Origin of the sequence: Spirosoma sp. KCTC 42546, from assembly GCF_006965485.1 — a bacterium.
GTDB lineage: Bacteria > Bacteroidota > Bacteroidia > Cytophagales > Spirosomataceae > Spirosoma.
In genome coordinates this window covers 753,334-771,522 of record NZ_CP041360.1, presented here as the reverse complement: position 1 = coordinate 771,522, position 18,189 = coordinate 753,334, and the positions used below count along the sequence as shown (strand labels likewise).

The window sequence follows — 18,189 nt, the reverse complement described above, 5'->3', positions numbered from 1 at the left end:
AGCCCGTACGCAGTATAATAATATCTGGTCAATTCCATTATAAAATCAGCTCGAATACCTGAGTAGCTTGCTCAGCAAGGATAACTCGATTTAGTACGGATAACTAAACTATGACTATCTGCGCAAAATCCGTTTGATGACACCTATATAATTTTCACCACACTAGGGGGTTGCCTCGATCAACTTCTCTCGCAATAGATTTTCGATAAATAGCCTTAATTCTTCGTTACAAACAGCGGGTTCTACATCAAACTCATTGAGTATGCTTTCCTGAATTTCGCCAACGGACATTTCTTTATGATTCTGTAAAAGAGACCAGATAAAGCCCCCAACTTCATTCAGTTCATAATAATTACCCAGTTCATAATTTAATAATACCGTTTCCTTTCCAAGAACAGATGAAGATTGATTTGGTACCAGTTGAATTCGGGTATCAGATGTGATAGTCATTTAAGAAAAGAGAAATAAATAAAATTAGGATGATTTATGTAGCGTACGACTTGACTAAGGTAGCCTTTTTCTCTGGGGTGGTCAACTCTTATTTGAGTTAAATCGACCTGGATGGACAAAAAAAAGCTTGGTTCATCTTCTAAGAAGACGAACCAAGCTAGTACATATCAGGCGAAAAGAGCCTTATAATTTAAGAACTAAACGTGAACGTACCGCCAAAGCCATCGACGTTCGAGCCCGTCTTCAGCGTCAGTTTCTTTACATTACCCAGCGATTTAACACGGGGGGTTTGATACGTCCTTTTCGACGCTGTATTCGATATATGGTTGGACTTTGTTTTCATGTGCCAAGGAATTTAACTGTTGTGAAATCAGGTGCCGATTCTGCAACCTTACGGTCGCCACTCAACTCTGCGAGCTGAGGCAAGCATCGTAACAAATCTATTCGACAATTAAGCGATGCTTACGAGTCTGACCACGTTCATCCACCGTCAGAATGTACACCCCCGTCGAGAGCTTACCCGTCACCTTTAACAACAGATTCCCCGACTCGACACCCATCTTCTGAACCGGCATCAAACGACCATCTGCGCCATAAAAATTGATCTGTGCCGTCTCGGGCTCATCCAGACTCAACCGGAACTGCTGATCATTGAGCACCGGATTGGGGAACACGCCATAGGCACCTTCCCGCAGCACCACCGACACCACCGGGAATACCGTCGACTTGCCATCCAGATCCATCTGGGTCAGCCGATAGTAGCTCGTACCCGCGTAAGGCGTTTGGTCAATCAGGTGGTAATTCTTCAGCGAATTGCTGTTGGCACCCAACTCCGTTACTTCGCCCACTTTCTCAAAACCTTTCAGATCCTTGCTGCGCTCGATCAGAAAGCCCTTGTTGTTGGTTTCCAGCGAGGTGGTCCAGGCCAGGGCAACCGTGCGATCCTCCTGGGCTTTGGCCGTGAAGGAAACCAGGGCTACGGGTAAAGCACCCGCCGTTACCGCCACGGGCGTGCTGGCATTGTCGTTGTTGGGGTTGTTGGTACCGATACCACTGGAGAGGGCATTGCTCAGCACATTGGGCGGCAAGCCTCCCGTTACGCGTACGCCAACGATGGCTAAGCGCAGATCATAGATGGCATTACCGGGCACGGGCCCGTTATTGCTGCGGACAGTAACAATGGTGCCATTGGTTCCATCATAAGCGCCCACGGTAACCGACAGGTTGGCCGTGGTGCCCGCCACAGGCGAGATAACCACGACTGAGGAGCCGGTTACGCCAATATTGGGGGGCAGGTTAACGGTATAGGTAGCGGTAGCGGATTGAGGGATATCGGTGGAGCTACCATTGCCAAAGCTGGCGGTGAGACTAGCGGCTTGTCCAACCTGGATGGGGTTGGGGCTAATGACGATTCCTCCCACGGAGGGATCCTGGGCGAAGGCGGCATAGCTGCTGCACAAGACCGTCAAAAGCATAAGTAAAAGTTTTCTGGTCATAATCGTGAATACAAAGTTTAGAAAATTCAACTGTGGACTACTAATTTGCCCCAAATATCTATAAAAAGATATTTGGGGCAAGAAAAACTTTACAAACCAGTGATAATTCTGGCGTAAACGTTATTTAATGGATTTCCATCATACGTATGTGTAGCGTCGTCGTTTACATTTACTGTGATATTTGACGCGCTTCCAGAATTAGCCGTTGTGCGGGTTATCGTGAAACCCAGCTTGGCAGTGGCATTAGCAGCTATAAATTGTCCAGCCTTAATCGTTAGTGAAATCTGTAACCCATTATTACTAGTCTCAGTCCACTTTGTATTATCTACTGGGGTAGTAGTACCTCCGGAAACGCTAATACTGGTGATCGAACTTGAGAAAGCAATTGTATAACCAGCTGGCGCTGAGAGCGTGATAGCTACATTTCCACTAGAGGTAGGTTGCCCACCAACTTCAAATATATTTACCACAAAGCTTCTCGTATTATCCGGGCTCGTTGCGGCAAAGTTGGCCTGAGGCAAATCAATGACTGGCGTTAAATCAGGAGTACCCTGATTAATCAGCACATGCAACGTTGCACTGGCGCAGGTCGACGGTGTATTATTATCGCAGGCGGTATAAGTAAAGTCAACAGGACCCGTAGCACCCGGCGCAGGAGTAAATGTATAGCTACCTGAGGAAGTCAATACGAGTGTACCCGATGAGGTTACTGTTGTTCCCGCATTTGATACGGACAGGCCAGTTCCCAGATCGTTGTCGAGTACATTACCACTGGCAGGGCTTCCTCCTGATGTAGATATATAGTCATCGTTGGCGGATACAGCCGCTGGGCTACCTGGCGCTTTAACCGTGATGGTTACGGTGGCGGTAGCACATGCAGGTGTACTAGGTGTTTCACAGATTTGATAAGTCACAACATCTGTTCCATAATACCCTGCCGTTGGCGTGTAAACCAGATTTCCACTTCCATTAATACTGGCAGTACCATGAGCAGGCTGAGTAGGAATCGTTGGATTTTGTAACGCACCTCCTGGATTTCCTGGTCCATCGTTAACCTTTATGTTAACTGTCAATGCCGTTGGGCTGATAGGCGCGCCGGTGGTCGTTGCAAAGTCTGGATTTGCTACTGGGTTGTTCGTATTCACAGCCGGATCAAGCACTGTGATCGCCAATGTCTGCGTTGTACAGACAGGGGGTGTTCCCGTAACGCAGACAGGCACATTGTATGTGTATACGCCTGGTGTGCTGGCAGTGAAGGTATAGCTGCCCGTTGGTGTTAGCGTCAGCGTTGCGCTACCAGGCGAGCTGGTCAGGGTAGCCGTACCGTAGGTAGTTCCTACAGGTACTACATCGTTTGTTTTAACATTACCCGGAACTGGTACATTAATATCAGTAACGTTGAAGTCCGGATTCGGATTAAACGGATTGATTAGTATGTGTAATGTTCCATTCGCAGAGGCTGACGGGGAGCCATTGTCGGTAGTGGTATACGAAAAGTCAACCGGCCCCGTAGCACCAGCTACTGGCGTGAATGTGTATGCACCATCAGCCGCTACAACCAACGTACCTACACCTGGAATAGTTGTATTCTGGGTAGTTATCGTCTGGGTATTCCCTTCAGGATCAGTGTCATTGGTTTTAACATTACCAGAAACAGCCGCACCCTGATAGGTACTAATGTAATCATCGGCAGCTACCGTACTATTGTTGCTACCTGGTGCTACAACGGTGATGGTTACCGTAGCTGTACCGCAAGCAGGTGTACTAGGTGTTTCGCAGACCTGATAGGTCAATATATCAGTTCCATAAAAACCAGCATTCGGTGTGTAAACCACATTGCCACTACCATTTACACTGGCTGACCCATTGGTTGGATTAACAACAATAGTTGGGTTTGCCAGCGTACCACCCGGATTGCCAGGCCCATCATTTACTCTAACATTGACTGTCAACGATGCAGGGTTCGTAGATGCTCCGGCGGTAGAGGCAATATCTGGATTCGCGACTGGATTGTTGGTGTTTACCGTTGGGTCAAGAACCGTGATGGTTAGTGTTTGCGAAATGCAAATAGCACTCAAACAAACGGGAACCGAGTAAACATATACGCCTGGTGTTGCGCTACTGAATGTATACGTACCATTACTGCTCATTACCAGTGATGGTACAGAGCCACCAGGCGAGCTTGTCAGTGTAGGGCTGGTGCCATACGTAGTGCCAGCGGGTACCTTATCGTTAGTTTTGACACTGCTCGTGACAGGTATGTTCTTGTTGGTAACGGCAAAGTCTGGATTCGTGTTTAGTGCACAAACCAAACCACCACCTACCGATGTGCGCGTATCAATAAATGCGCCGTATACTCGTAGCGAACCCGACAGATTTGCCAAGCTGGTGCCCACACCTGCACCTACCAACGGAGCCACACTTAACTGTATTTCGTCGAATGGTTGTGTGGTTACAAAACCTACATTGAAAAAGTTGTTGGTTGGGCCAAACAACGTTACAGCTAAATCAAGTAAGTTGCCCGCGCTTCTGGATTCAACGAGTGTCCCACTTCTATAGGTAGTAATGGTTAACCGATCAAATAATTCGAGAGCAAGTACTCCGGCGACTTTGTTGACGGTAAAACCAGCAAACGTACCCGCGGGATATGAACTAATTGGATTTAGGACGGCTATTGAAGCAACCGTTGCAACTGATGCGGTATTGGTAATTGTGGCAAAATCGGTTGTACTAGTGCTGATTACATTTCCCTCATCTTGAATGGATGCCCCCACCCCAAGTACCCCCGTTAAGCCGGTTCTTGCCGGATCAATAATTGTCGGAAAGGCGGTATTACTCAATGGGTATGTTGTGTTACACACAAGTGGTTGCGCATCACACAAACGTTTAACAACGGCTCCATAAATAAGCACAGTACCAACGTTAGCACCTGTTCCTGTTACAGTTAATTTTATTTCATCAAATTTCGTTGTTGTTACTAACCCAAGCGTTCGACGCCCTGTACCCGTTAGTAATGCCGTATTGCCTGCTACAAAAAGGCCACCACTAGCAGCAATATCAGCGGTAGGTGTTCCATGATAGTAAGTCTGTACAATGAAGCCACTTCCTACGCCAAGTTCTAGCAATGACGGATTACTAAGGTCAATACCCGCAAATGTACCTGCTGGGTAGCCATCATCAAGCGCATTTGTTGTTGAGTTGAAGACCTGATCCTGAAGCTTTATAGAGAAATAACCAGTCCCTAAAGCAGATGCCGTTATTGCCAGTGATGCGGCATCATTGGTACTGGGACTAACTGCATTGTCTGGATTGATTATAGTCCCAACGCTTAATAACCCGCCAAAACCGGTGTTGTCAGGATTGACAATAGCGGGGAAGGTTGGACTATTCATCGGGGTAGACGTATTACAGGCTAGTGGTGTATTGTCAGGACCATACCTCCTCATAACCGCATAGTATACATCATACGAAGTAACCACTGTTAACGGGTTAGTAAATGTTATGGATATCTGATTGAAATCCAGTGTTGTATAGAAGCCTACTTCATAAGCGCCAGAAATTAAACTCGAACTTACTCCCAACAGATTAGCACTAGTGCTTGCTTCACGGAACACGCCATTTTTATACGTTCTTATAGTTACTGAGCCAAATAAAGTAGCTTCCAAAAGGGACGAGTTGCTTATAACAAAGCCAGCAAAGTTTTTGGCATTATAAATAGTTGCCGGATTGTTATCACCAACTGTAAGAGAGGAAATTGCACTAACAGCGATGTTTGTCCTCGCAAAGTTGGTTAAGTCATTGTCTATCGCCCTGTCTGGAACATTGGGGCCTAGAACACAAAGGCCTACGTCTCCCTCCCAACAGCTGGCAAGCGTACTGGCATGCGCTTGGGTAACGGAGAAAGGCGTATTAACAAAAGGTGTTGATGTTAACGAATTGGGCGCGCCTAAGCTACTTTGCTGGGCCTTAACCTGAAAACCCAGACATAGTAATAAAGGGAGAGCAACCCAGGTGAGGCAGTAAAAAAAGCGCTCCTTGAGTAAGGAAGTGAAAATTTGTTTCATAAACGTTAGTCATTTAAAAGAGATGAGTTTTGTGGAAACGGTAACTAGATCAATTAATCCATAAACTAAATCTTGATTTAATTTACTAATTAGATTGTTCAGTGCCATAAAAGTAGATTACTGTTACCCCAAAGAAAAAAAACATATTATTCGGCAACCTAAGTGTAACCACTTTAAATGTATCAACACATAATCCTATTTATAGCTAATAAGCCTTAATCAGTAGATTATTCTCCTCTCTGGTATTTGATGTAGCAAGTAATTGACAACGACTATATTGGCTCTGTCCTTATCCTATGACCCACCAACCCAATCGCCGTGAGTTTCTGAAGCAGGGGAGCGCGGCTGCCCTTAGTATGACCCTATTTCCGAGCCTGAAACGTAAAGTTGCTCCCAGCGACCGCGTTCGTGTGGCCCACATTGGCCTTAACGGAATGGGGACGAATCACCTGAACTGGTTTGCCAAATTGCCAGATGTAGAGGTAGTCGGTTTATGTGATGTGGATGAAACTCATCTGAACAAAGCGTTGGCTACCTTACAAACTCTTCAGCCCAATACCGTCGCCAAAACGTACTCCGATTTCCGTTATCTGCTCGACCGCAATGACATCGACGCTATTACCTGCGCCACCCCCGATCATTGGCATGCTCAGGTAGCCATTATGGCGTTTCAGGCCGGGAAAGACGTATATGGTGAAAAACCGCTCTCCTACAGTGTTCGGGAAGGGCAGAAGATGCTAAAAGCCCTAAATCGCTACGATCGAATTTTTCAATTGGGTACCCAAATTCATGCGGGCGACAATTACCATCGAGTTGTAGAAATCATTAAATCTGGTGCTATAGGTAACGTAAAAACCGTACGGCTTTGGAAAACAGGATTTCCACCCGTGCTTGGTCCGGCAAATTACCAGACGCCCCCGTCTACCCTGAATTGGGATATGTGGCAGGGGCCCGCACCCGTGTCCCTCTATACACCAGAACGCTGCCATTTTACGTACCGCTATTTTCTAGATTACTCAGGTGGCGTGTTTCAGGACTTCTGGTGCCACATTGCCGATGTAGTCTGGTGGGCTATTAATCCTACCGGCCTGAAAAGCATAAGCGCAAAAGGGGAAGCTCCCGAAGGTATTGGTGATGCCCCTAAGTGGATCGATATTGATTACGAGTTCGAGAATCTGTCGTTACACTGGACCAGCACACCGCCCAATGTGCCAGGTGCGGAGAAAAAAGGGATTGGTGCCTATTTTGAAGGTGATAAGGGGACGCTTCTATGCGACTACAATACGAGGGAAATTACAATTAATGGAATTGTAATGAATGATATACCCGAAATTCCGATCACAATCGAGCGATCACCGGGGCATCAGCAAAACTTTATTAACTCCGTCAAATCCCGTAAACAGCCCGAATCGAATTTAGCCTACGCCCGGCAAATGACCATGCCTATGCACCTTGGCCTGATTTCGTACCGGCTCGGACAACCCTTAGAGTGGAACGCCCGAAAAGAGAAATTCAGGCATAATTCCGCTGCCAATGCACTCCTGTCGCGTGAGTACCGAAAAGGCTGGGATTTGATATAGCTGTCGTTTGACGTTTTTAGTCTGAGGTTCGAAGTTAGCCTGTACGGAAACTTCGAACCTCAGACTAAAAACGTCAAACGACAAGCTAGTACTTAATCATAAATTCACTCAGGTTCATATCGGCCTCCAGATTAAGTTTTTTTCGGAGTCGATACCGTTTTAATTCAACACTGCGCGAGGTGATATTCAGCAGCTGCGCAATCTCTTTGGTAGACAGGTTCATCCGCAAATAAGCCGCAAGTTTCAGATCGCCCTGCCCAAGATCAGGGTACTTCTCCAACAGGTGCTTCAGAAACTGCTCGTGCACTTTATTGAAATTCGACTCAAACAGTTTCCAGTCCTGCTCACTCGAAATATTAGTATCGATCAACGTATTGATGCGCTGAAAATCATCGCCTGGCAACCGGCTTCCCGAGCGGTTTTTCACGCGATTCAGCTCTTCTTTTAACTGAACCAGTAACTCGTTTTTCTGAATGAGCGCCATTGTTGAGTTGGCCAGCTCTTCCGATTTTTGAATAAGGCCCTGCTCTAGCTGCTCCTTCTGAAGCAAAATAATTTTCTGCTGGCTTCGCTCCTCCTGCTGGCGCAGCTTTCGTTCCAGTTTTTTCTGGATTCGATTCTGCTGTACCGCAACGCGTCTTAGGTGCAATTGATACAGGAACCAGCACAGGCAGCCCAGGAACAACAGATAGAGTAACCGACTCCAGTTATTCCAGTACCAGGGGGGTCTGATCTCAAATGCCAGTACACTTTCATGGGCGCTCAGATTCGATTTCAGGTGAAACACATAGTTCCCTGGCGGCAGATTGTTAAACTCTTTTTGCTGCAGAACTGCATACGAAGACCAGGCTTTCATGCTGTTCTCAAGCCAGTAACTGTACTTGACGGGCTGCGTGTAATATGGTGTACAGAAACTGATAAGCAGGTTTGACTGTGCATGTGAAAAAGACAGTAGAGGTAGCACCGAAATTCCCCGAAACGTGTAGCTTATACCAGGATCATCTACGGGTATAATGGTTCGGATAACCGGCTTAGGAACTGAGCCACTCAGATGACTAAATTCGGTACGGGGCAGTAGGGCAAAGCCATTTTCGCGACAAAACGCAATGTAACCTGTATCAAGCGGCACAATTTTTTCAAAGTCCTCAACCCATTGATTAGTCTTAACAGCAATATCATTGGATACACGTCCCTGAGGCTGTGTCCAGGCCACCGACCCATCCTGGCGTAGCAGGAACAAAGTGGAATCAGGCATCGGAAAAATTTTTCGGATACTCGATTCAGCCCATGGGTAACTCGTTTGCGCAGGAACAAACCGATCATGTTGCGGATCGTATACGCGTAAGCCTTTGGTTGATGTAACAACCACCCGATTCTGAACCCGGCATAAATTAAGAACAGGGCTATGAAATTCCGCATCTGCATACGTCTTACTCACATCTACCCGGCGTAAATCGGCCGATAATTGCAGGCGCTGTAAGCCCTGATTCGCTGCTTTGTTGACCCAAATATTGCCCTCCCCATCTTCATCCAATTGTCGAACCGGAGCCGAAAACCCTTCGACAGTATGCGAAAAAACCCATTTTCCATACGCATCTTTCTGATAGATGCACAGATTGGTATACGTTCCTTGAACGAGTTTATCCGGATGGTGTTTCAGGCGTGCCAACACCCAGCCACCCGTAATACCCGATAGCAACTGAGCCTGGGCTCCTTCAATTCGAAACGTGCCTTTATTGTGCCCACACAGGAGCTGATCATCCACTACTGTCAAGTCCCATATCTGTCCCTGCGTGCCCGGAATCAATTGAAACAGCCCATCAGCCTGCTTCAGCGACTTATAATAAACACCTTGATTGGTGCCCAAGTACAAATTATCTCGGTATCGGGCCATATCATATACAGTCCCCAGGTCATCTTCATGATCGATAAAATAGCGAATGGGCGAACTGAGGTTGATCAGGTCAATCCCTTTATCTAAACCAACCCATAAATTATGATCGACATCCTGGCACATTGATAGGACAGTGCCATTTTGCAACCCGTTCTTCTGATTGAAATGATAGCGTATCTGCCCATCAGCAGTAGCAATGAGTACGCCATTCAATAGCGTCCCAAATGCATAGAGGTCAGGCCCAATCAGCAGTCCACGATTAAGGCGGTTTTGCTGCATGAAGGCGTTTATTTGAGCGTTAAAAGGCCTAAACTGATTGCCGTCATACCGATAAATAGTCCGTTCCGTACCGATTAAAATATCCCGATCACCGATGGGTAAGATAGAATTGACCGTTTCAGCACCCAAAAATTCACTTCCTTTCACCAGCGTATACTGATCACCTTGTAATTCATAAAGGCCCTGCTTTAGTACTTCCAGTAATAGTCGATTACGAACCTGATGTACAAACAGAACCGTTGCAGGAGGTTGCAGTAACGTTACCTTCCCCTGCTGATACCGATAGATAAAGGCAAACGATTGAAAAATAACCCCTTGGGGAGTAACCAGAATGTTCCAGATCTCTTCATTCCGAAAAGCCTGCTCCCGAATTAGCGAGACTAACGAGTGATACACTAACTCACCTTGTTCATTAGGAAACCAATATCCAAACTCGCCAAGAGCGCCCGTGTAAATTCGCCCCTCTTCGTCAACGGCTACTGACCGAACGCGTTGTTTCCGGGGCAATTCATAAACCTGCCAGTTACTCCCATCAAATTCAAGCAATCCCTTTGAATTGGCAAAATATAAAAACCGGGTTTTCCGATATTGAGCCACCCCCCAATTCTGATTATAGGCTCCATACACCTGCTTGGTATACTGAATTAACTCTGGCCGACAAAAACTATACGGCGATTGAGCCTGCACAGATCGACCTCCAAAAACCAGCAGAGAACAAATAATAATTCGTATAAAACCAGGCACTATGGAACGGCCCTTAAATCCACTCATGGCAAACACGGAAATAAAGGTATGATGTGATCAAAAGCATCAAAATTAGCTTAAAAAGGGCATTATGATGTGGTAATGATGTAGGCTTATTTTAGGAGCCGAATCATGATCACCCTACTTTTGTGCAAAAAAATATAGGAAAGTTAGTGCTATTTTTTGTTAAGTAGGCAAAGGTACCTAAGTAACAAAATCAAGTATTGAATCTGCATTGGCAACGGCTTTACTCAGATCAGTTATGAAAAAACGTTCACTTTATAGGAAATCAACAGTGCTTCCGCTATTGCTTGCAGAGCTACTGTTCTTGTTAACAATTAACTCCGCTCTGGCTGGAGTTGCCCCTATTCGAATAACAGGAAAAGTTACAGACGGCACTTCAAGTGTAGGATTGCCAGGCGTTACCATACAGGTAAAAGGAACCACAACCGGTACAGTCACTGACGGCACCGGAACATATATCATTCAGGCAGATGACAACGCAACGTTAGTCTTTTCCAGCATTGGCTATCAGAAAATAGAAATCGCTATCGGTGGCCGAACAACGATCAATGTCCCTTTAGTAGAAGACACTAAATCATTGAACGAAGTAGTTGTGGTCGGTTATGGCACGCAACGCAAATCGGATGTGACGGGGGCAACGGTCACTATAAAAGGCGAGGAATTGATAAAGCAACCCGTACTGACGGCTACCCAGGCCCTTCAGGGTAAGGCCGCTGGGGTCCAGATCATTAGTAGTGGCCAACCGGGCAGTTCGCCCGTTGTTCGGATTCGGGGTACGGGCAGTGCTCTGGGTGGTACCGCTGCGCTGTTCGTTGTCGACGGTGTGTTAACTGATGACATTTCGAATATCAATACGGCCGACATTGTGAATGTTGACGTTCTGAAAGATGCATCGGCCACCGCTATTTATGGCTCACGCGGGGCAAACGGGGTAGTGATCATTACTACCAAGCGCGGCACGGTTGGCAAAATGACCGTGAATTATTCGGGCAATGCGGGTTTTCGGATACCTTCGTACTTGGTCCCGATGGCCAACTCCACGGAGTATGCCAACTACGTTAGTGCGGCCACGGGCAACATCGTTAGTCCAGGTACGACTTCTACCGATTGGTACAAACAGATCCTGAGAAACGGCTTTCAGCAAAATCATGGCATTTCCATAAACGGCGGCACCGACAAATCGACCTACTTCCTGAGCGCTGGTTACTACACCGATCAGGGACTTGTGATCGACAATCAATACAAACGGTTCTCGATTCGGGCCAACAACGATTTCACGTTCAACAAATACGTCAAAATAGGCATATCGGCCTCCTACGCTAACGGCGATAACCAGATTGCCAACCTCGGAACGGCTTACAATGATGCCTACCGGGCTGCCCCGCTCATTCAATCGAAGGAAAATGGTAAGTATGGTAACACCTCGGTTTATCAGAATGTAGGCAACCCACTACTGGACATCGAGAAAAATAACAACCACGCCACAGACAACCGGTTGTTAGGATCGGCTTACCTCGAAATCAAGCCTGTTGACTGGATTACATACCGCACCAACATTGGGGGCGACTGGGTTAACCTGAATACGCGCGAGTACAATTACCAGTTCAACAACGATACAACCACCTTTATCAATCCCGGTGGTAATCAGCGGAATCCCAACAGCAACCTGAAGTTCATCAATACCCGAACCTTCCACTGGACATGGGATAACCTGATCACCTTCAACAAGAAGTTTGATAAACATGCGTTGACCGTGCTGGTTGGTACAACCGCGGAGAAATACACGCTTACCAGCTTTACAGCCTTCCGGAAAGATGTTCCAGCTGCGCAGAATCTGTGGTATATCAACACCGGAAACGCCAACACATCGACCAACGATGGATCGGGCGATCAATACAATCGCAATTCGTACATCGGTCGGGTGAATTACAATTACAACGACCGATATCTGTTCACGGCAACGATTCGGGCCGATGGATCATCCCGTTTCCCGGCCCAGAATCGCTGGGGATATTTCCCGTCGGTAGGCGCGGGCTGGGTAATCAGCAACGAAAGCTTCATGGCTAGTCAGCAGATTTTCGACCTGCTTAAAGTGCGGGCCAGTTGGGGTAAAGTGGGCAACGATCGGATTCCAACCGATGCTTACACCGTAACCGTAGCGCCCAATCTGGCCTATCCCTTTGGTGGTGGCATTGCAACGCCCGGAAGCGCCATTACGCAAATTAAAGACCCGAATGTGAAGTGGGAAACCACCGAAGAAGCTGACTTAGGCGTTGAATTCACGGCCCTGAACGGTAAACTTACCGGCGAAGTCAACTATTACAATAAGAAGTCCAGAGATTTGCTGATCAACGTCAAAGTCCCCTCCGTATCGGGGGATGCCGATGGTGTGGTTCTGACAAATGCGGCCTCGATTCAGAATCAGGGATTTGAATTTACGCTGAATTGGCGGGGAAAAATCACGAATGATCTCTCCTACCGTATCGGGGGTAATGCCACCCTGAATCAAAACAAAGTGATTGGCCTGAACGGCGGACAACCGATTCTCGACGGGGGAATTGGAGCCAATCAGCAGTACACCACCCGAACCGATAACGGCCAACCTGTAGGTAGCTTTTATGTATTGCAGGTACTGGGTGTTTTCCAGAATGCCGATGAAATAGCCAATTACAAAAACGCAACGGGCCAGGTCATTCAACCCTCGGCCAATGCGGGTGATTTCAAATACCAGGATACCAACGGTGACGGCAAGATCGATGATAACGACCGGGTATTTGCCGGATCGTACCAGCCAAAAGCGTATTTCGGCCTAAATCTGGGGCTGACTTACAAAAGCTTCGATCTCAGTGTTGATTTCTACGGCAACGTGGGCAACCAGATTTACAATGGCAAACGCGCATTCCGTCAGGGCGCACTGGACAATGTCGAAAAATCCGTTGCGTATAAGCGCTGGTCGGCGGGTAGTGGTATCCAGACCGAACCAGCAGCCAACAGCGGCAACCTTCCTCCTTCTACTTACTTCATTGAATCGGGAAATTTCGCGCGGATCAACAACCTGACGCTGGGGTATCGCATACCTGATGCGGTGTTGAAAAAAATAGGTGCTAGCAACGTGCGTGTCTTTGTAACGGGGCAGAATTTATTCACACTCAAAAAATACAGCGGCTTCACGGCAGAACTGCCCGGCTTTAATGCCACCAGCAGCGCCGGTATTGTAACAACAGGTAGCCCAACCACCCAGGGCATTGAATTAAACGCCTATCCAATGCCCAGTACGCTTGTCGCTGGGCTAAACATTGGCTTTTAACTGACTCGACAAACATGAAACGCAATCCATTCCTTTATATAAGCACGGGCTTTGCAGCCTTATTTCTGACGGCTTCCTGCCAGAAAAGTTTTCTGGATGTGCCCGTACAAGGGCAGGCCACGACCGCTACCGACCCTAATCTGGCAATCAACCTAGTAACGGGCGTATATAATAGCCTCTATAACAGCGAGGCATTTGGGGGCGATGGGGGCGATGTCCACGGTATCAGCTTCATTGCCGCGACGAATATTATTTCCGATGACGCCGACAAAGGCAGCTTCGATAGTGACCAGCCGAGCCTGAAGGACATCGACAATTTCACGACGACGCCAACCAATAATTTCGTGGCCGCTTTATGGAATGGCTATTACAGCGGTATTTCCCGTGCCAATCAGGCACTGGCTGCTTTAGAAACAGCCTCAATCGACCAAGCGACAAAAACCCGACTCATTGGCGAAGTCCGGTTTATTCGCGGTTATTACTACTTCAATCTGGTTCGCTTTTTCGGCAAAGTGCCCAAAGTTGTTCGGGTGCCAAAAGATGCGCAGGACGCTAACACAGATCCCGCTTTTCAGACCCGCGCCCCAGTCGATACGATCTATTCTGTTATCACGCAGGATCTCCAATTCGCCATCAATAATTTACCCTTGCGGGCACAGGCAGGTGTAGGTCATGCCAATAAAGGGGCAGCTCAGGCGCTTTTGGCCAAAACCTATCTGTATCGTAAGAACTGGCAGCAAGTACAGGCTCTAACCCAGGAGGTGATTAATTCTGGCCAGTATTCGCTGGTACCGGATTATACGATCATCTGGCGATACGTAGGCAATAACAGCAGCGAGTCGATTTTCGAAACCCAGAGTGGCACGTTCAACAATGGCGATATAGCTGTTGGTGGTTATGCCACCTGGCAGGGCCCACGCGTAGGTGGCAAAGGTGGTTGGACTGATTTAGGCTTTGGCTTTGATACGCCGAGCCAGAATTTGGTAAATGCTTATGAAGCGGGTGACAAGCGCAGAGCCTCTACCATTATCACCATTGATAACAGTGGAAAACACGTTGGAACGGTACTGTATGATGGTTTCCGCATTCCCAGTGCCGATTCAGTACAGAACCTCTACTACAACTACAAAGCCTACGCCAGCGAGAATCCAAGTATTGAACCCTATCTGGGCAACCGCGACAAAAAGCAGAAAAATGTGCGTTTGTTGCGCTATGCGGATGTGCTGTTGATGAACGCCGAAGCCAATAACGAGCTAGGCCAATCGGGAACCGCTATTACTTACCTGAACCAGATACGAACCCGCGCCGGATTAGCCGCCACCAAAGCCGCTTCACAAACCGACCTACGTACGGCCATCTGGCAAGAGCGCCGGATCGAGCTGGCTATGGAACACGACCGCTTCTTCGACTTAGTTCGAACAGGGCGGGCCGCTCAGGTGATGCAGGCGGCTGGAAAGAATTTCGTCGCGGGCAAAAACGAATTATTGCCCGTACCGAGTCTGCAAATCCAATTAAGTGGTGGCAAACTAGACCAAAATCCAGGCTATTGATTTTGGTTTTGTCATGCTTCCTTCGTCAGCAGGACAAAAAAATAGAGATGACAATCTTAACAAGAATTTTCCAAGCACAATACAATCCCAATTTCCAAGTACAATTAAAACCAATTTATCATGAAAACGAGACAAATCTCAGCGTGGGTGATGGCAGGGCTGGTAATGAGTGCGGCTTTTACCTCCTGCAAAAAAGACGATGATGTGGCTACCTTGCCTCCTATTGGTGGGTATAACACATCAAATGATGTAGCGGCATCCAACCTGAAAGCTCACTGGACGTTTGATGGAACCAATAATGAAACGATTTCGGGAACTGCTCCATCGAACAGTAGCAATGCTTCATTTACAACAGGAACTAAAGGCCAGGCTCTTCAACTAAATTCTGGCTATCTGCTGTATCCTACTATAACAGCTTTGAGTAGTGCGAGTGCTATACCAAGTGTAACGGTAAGTTCGTGGGTTAAAGTAGCTAATAATGGAACTACCGCTTCTTCTGTATTTGCCTTAACGCAGGCGTTATCTGCACAAGGAGACTGGAACCAGGGACCCCTAAATATGTATGTTGAAACAGGTGCATACAAGGCTGCCAGTGATACTTTACAGCTACACAGTGCTTTCCATACATTTTTAAATGGCAACTATAGCACTGGAGGTGATAATGTTACTGGTTTTGGGCTTGCAGATGCAGGAAAAACCTACCAGATTGTAAAAGGAGCTAATAAATGGGTTCATTACGTCATGGTGTATGATGGTTCAAGCTCTAATATTGATTTATATGCCAATGGCCAGTTGGTATCGAACAGTACGTATAGAAACAGGACTGTAAATGGTGTAGGTATTGGACCTATCACGTTAGCAACGCCTACTCAAGTTGTAATCGGTGCGTGGCCCAACGCAAATGCTGGCTATACCCAATCTGCAGCTCAGGCATGGCAGGGTTTATTTAATGGGTCAATAGACGAAATTCGTGTCTATAACAAAGCCTTGTCAGGTACTGATATCGGCTATTTATATCAACTCGAATCTGCAGGACGCTAATCCCAATAAAAGTACCATCAGGGGCTGTTTTCTTCTGGAGAACAGCCCTTATTACTAACGTTCTGAAAAACGCCGATATGAATACGACTAAATTAATCGTGCTGCTCCTGGTAGCTACGAGCCTATCCTGTAAAAAAACGCAGGATATTGAGCCGCCCGAATCATTTTACTACCACACCATTCAGGTAGATGGCCAATCATCGGCTAGTGCGAACTTTCAGAATAGTAGTACAAATCCAGTGATAACGGTGTCTTTTTCGGCACCTGTTCAGAAAGAATCCGTTTCTTCAGCTATTCAACTAACACAAAAATCAACGGGGGTCTCTATCCCGCTGAACTATACCGTGTCCAGTGGCGATACAATTGTAACGGTAACTCCTCAAAATTCGCTTAGCGCACTGACAGCCTATCAGTTTACAGTACAGCCAACCCTGAAATCAGTCCGAAATTCGGTTCTGAATTCAACGGTAAACGCCAGCCTGACAACCTCCTTCGATAACACCGACAAATTCCCCCGCATCAGCGATTCCCTCCTGCTTGATCTGGTTCAAAAACAGACGTTTAAATACTTCTGGGATTTTGGGCATCCCGTTTCAGGGTTGGCTCGTGAGCGGAATTCGTCGGGCGATGTGGTCACGTCGGGCGGGAGTGGTTTCGGAATTATGGCGATTCTGGTTGGTGTAAATCGGAATTTTATCACTCGCCAGCAGGGACTAACCCGACTGACAACAATCACGAATTTCCTGACCAACAATGCGAAACGGTATCATGGGGCTTTTCCACACTGGCTTAATGGCGCAACGGGCGCAACGGTTCCCTTTAGTGCCAAAGACGACGGAGCCGATCTGGTCGAAACGTCATATCTGATGCAGGGCTTATTGACCGCCCGGCAGTATTTCAACAGTTCGACGAATGCAGATGAAATTGCCTTACGAAAAACTATAAACGCGCTCTGGGATGGCGTCGAATGGAATTGGTTTACCAAGAGTGGTACCGAAACCAACCTGTACTGGCATTGGTCACCTAACTATAATTGGGATATGAATTTGCCCATTCGCGGCTGGAACGAAGCCCTGATTACCTATGTACTGGCGGCTTCATCGAACACCTCGCCAATCCCGAAAACCGTTTACGATATCAGTTGGGCGCAGAACGGGAAGATAGCCAATGGCAATAGCTACTACGGCATTAAACTCCCGCTGGGGCCCGCTTATGGTGGCCCGTTGTTCTTCTCGCAGTATTCTTTTTTAGGGATCAATCCGCATGACCTGACGGATACTTATGCCGATTACTGGCAACAAAACACCGCCCATTCGCAGATTAACTACACGTATTGCAAAACCAACCCAAAACAATATAGTGGCTATAGTCAGGATTGCTGGGGGCTAACCGCCAGCGATCAACAGGATGGTTACTCAGCCCGTGACCCAACAAACGACAACGGTACCATTGCCCCAACGGCAGCCTTGTCGTCCATGCCGTACACGCCTACCGAGTCTATGCAGGCACTCCGGTTTTTCTATTACAAACTGGGCGATAAAATCTGGAAAGACCAGGGCTTCGTTGACGCCTTCAACCTGACCAATATCTGGTTTGCTAACTCCTATCTAGCCATCGATCAGGGGCCAATTATTGTGATGATCGAAAACCAGCGTTCGCAACTGCTCTGGAAATTATTCATGAGCTGCCCCGAAGTCAAAAAGGGAATGAAAGGCTTGGGGTTCCAAAGCCCAAACCTGAACTGATTAGTTTAAACACAG

Annotated in this window: 10 protein-coding genes; 5 read left to right on the top strand and 5 right to left on the bottom strand. The window is 47.2% G+C overall.

Features of this window, described 5'->3' with window-relative positions; translation table 11 throughout:
• Positions 1 to 162: 162 nt before the first annotated feature.
• From EXU85_RS03340 to EXU85_RS03330, 4 genes are all read right to left on the bottom strand, one after another.
• Positions 163 to 450 carry a PqqD family peptide modification chaperone gene (locus EXU85_RS03340; protein WP_142770711.1) on the bottom strand — a complete coding sequence of 96 codons (288 nt, stop codon included), beginning with the start codon at positions 448 to 450 and terminating at the stop codon, positions 163 to 165.
• A 190-nt stretch (positions 451 to 640) separates the two neighbouring features.
• Positions 641 to 793 (bottom strand): hypothetical protein, encoded by a 153-nt coding sequence (locus tag EXU85_RS35245; protein WP_168207730.1) that lies wholly within the window; start codon positions 791 to 793, stop codon positions 641 to 643.
• Between the two features lie 97 nt (positions 794 to 890).
• Positions 891 to 1,946: a T9SS type A sorting domain-containing protein gene (locus EXU85_RS03335; RefSeq protein ID WP_142770710.1), complete on the bottom strand. Its 1,056-nt coding sequence runs from the start codon at positions 1,944 to 1,946 to the stop codon at positions 891 to 893.
• 89 nt (positions 1,947 to 2,035) lie between these two features.
• On the bottom strand, positions 2,036 to 6,010 hold the full coding sequence (locus EXU85_RS03330) for an Ig-like domain-containing protein (RefSeq protein ID WP_142770709.1): 3,975 nt from the start codon (positions 6,008 to 6,010) through the stop codon (positions 2,036 to 2,038).
• 296 nt (positions 6,011 to 6,306) lie between these two features.
• Between EXU85_RS03330 and EXU85_RS03325 the strand changes: the two genes are divergently transcribed.
• On the top strand, positions 6,307 to 7,590 hold the full coding sequence (locus tag EXU85_RS03325) for a Gfo/Idh/MocA family protein (protein ID WP_142770708.1): 1,284 nt from the start codon (positions 6,307 to 6,309) through the stop codon (positions 7,588 to 7,590).
• 85 nt (positions 7,591 to 7,675) lie between these two features.
• On the opposite strand, the gene EXU85_RS03320 is transcribed toward EXU85_RS03325, so the two are convergent.
• Positions 7,676 to 10,534, bottom strand: a complete 2,859-nt coding sequence (locus EXU85_RS03320; RefSeq protein ID WP_142770707.1) for a hypothetical protein — start codon at positions 10,532 to 10,534, stop codon at positions 7,676 to 7,678.
• 235 nt (positions 10,535 to 10,769) lie between these two features.
• Here EXU85_RS03320 and EXU85_RS03315 point away from each other — a divergent pair, with 235 nt between their 5' ends.
• The 4 genes from EXU85_RS03315 (at position 10,770) to EXU85_RS03300 (ending at position 18,174) form a co-directional block, all read left to right on the top strand.
• Positions 10,770 to 13,838, top strand: a complete 3,069-nt coding sequence (locus tag EXU85_RS03315; RefSeq protein WP_142770706.1) for a TonB-dependent receptor — start codon at positions 10,770 to 10,772, stop codon at positions 13,836 to 13,838.
• Between the two features lie 14 nt (positions 13,839 to 13,852).
• Positions 13,853 to 15,388 (top strand): RagB/SusD family nutrient uptake outer membrane protein, encoded by a 1,536-nt coding sequence (locus tag EXU85_RS03310; RefSeq protein ID WP_142770705.1) that lies wholly within the window; start codon positions 13,853 to 13,855, stop codon positions 15,386 to 15,388.
• 120 nt (positions 15,389 to 15,508) lie between these two features.
• Complete coding sequence (locus tag EXU85_RS03305) at positions 15,509 to 16,429, top strand: LamG-like jellyroll fold domain-containing protein (protein WP_142770704.1); 921 nt, start codon at positions 15,509 to 15,511, stop codon at positions 16,427 to 16,429.
• A gap of 77 nt (positions 16,430 to 16,506) precedes the next feature.
• Entirely contained in the window at positions 16,507 to 18,174 is a 1,668-nt protein-coding gene (locus EXU85_RS03300; protein WP_142770703.1) for a glucoamylase family protein, read from the top strand.
• Positions 18,175 to 18,189: the final 15 nt, after the last annotated feature.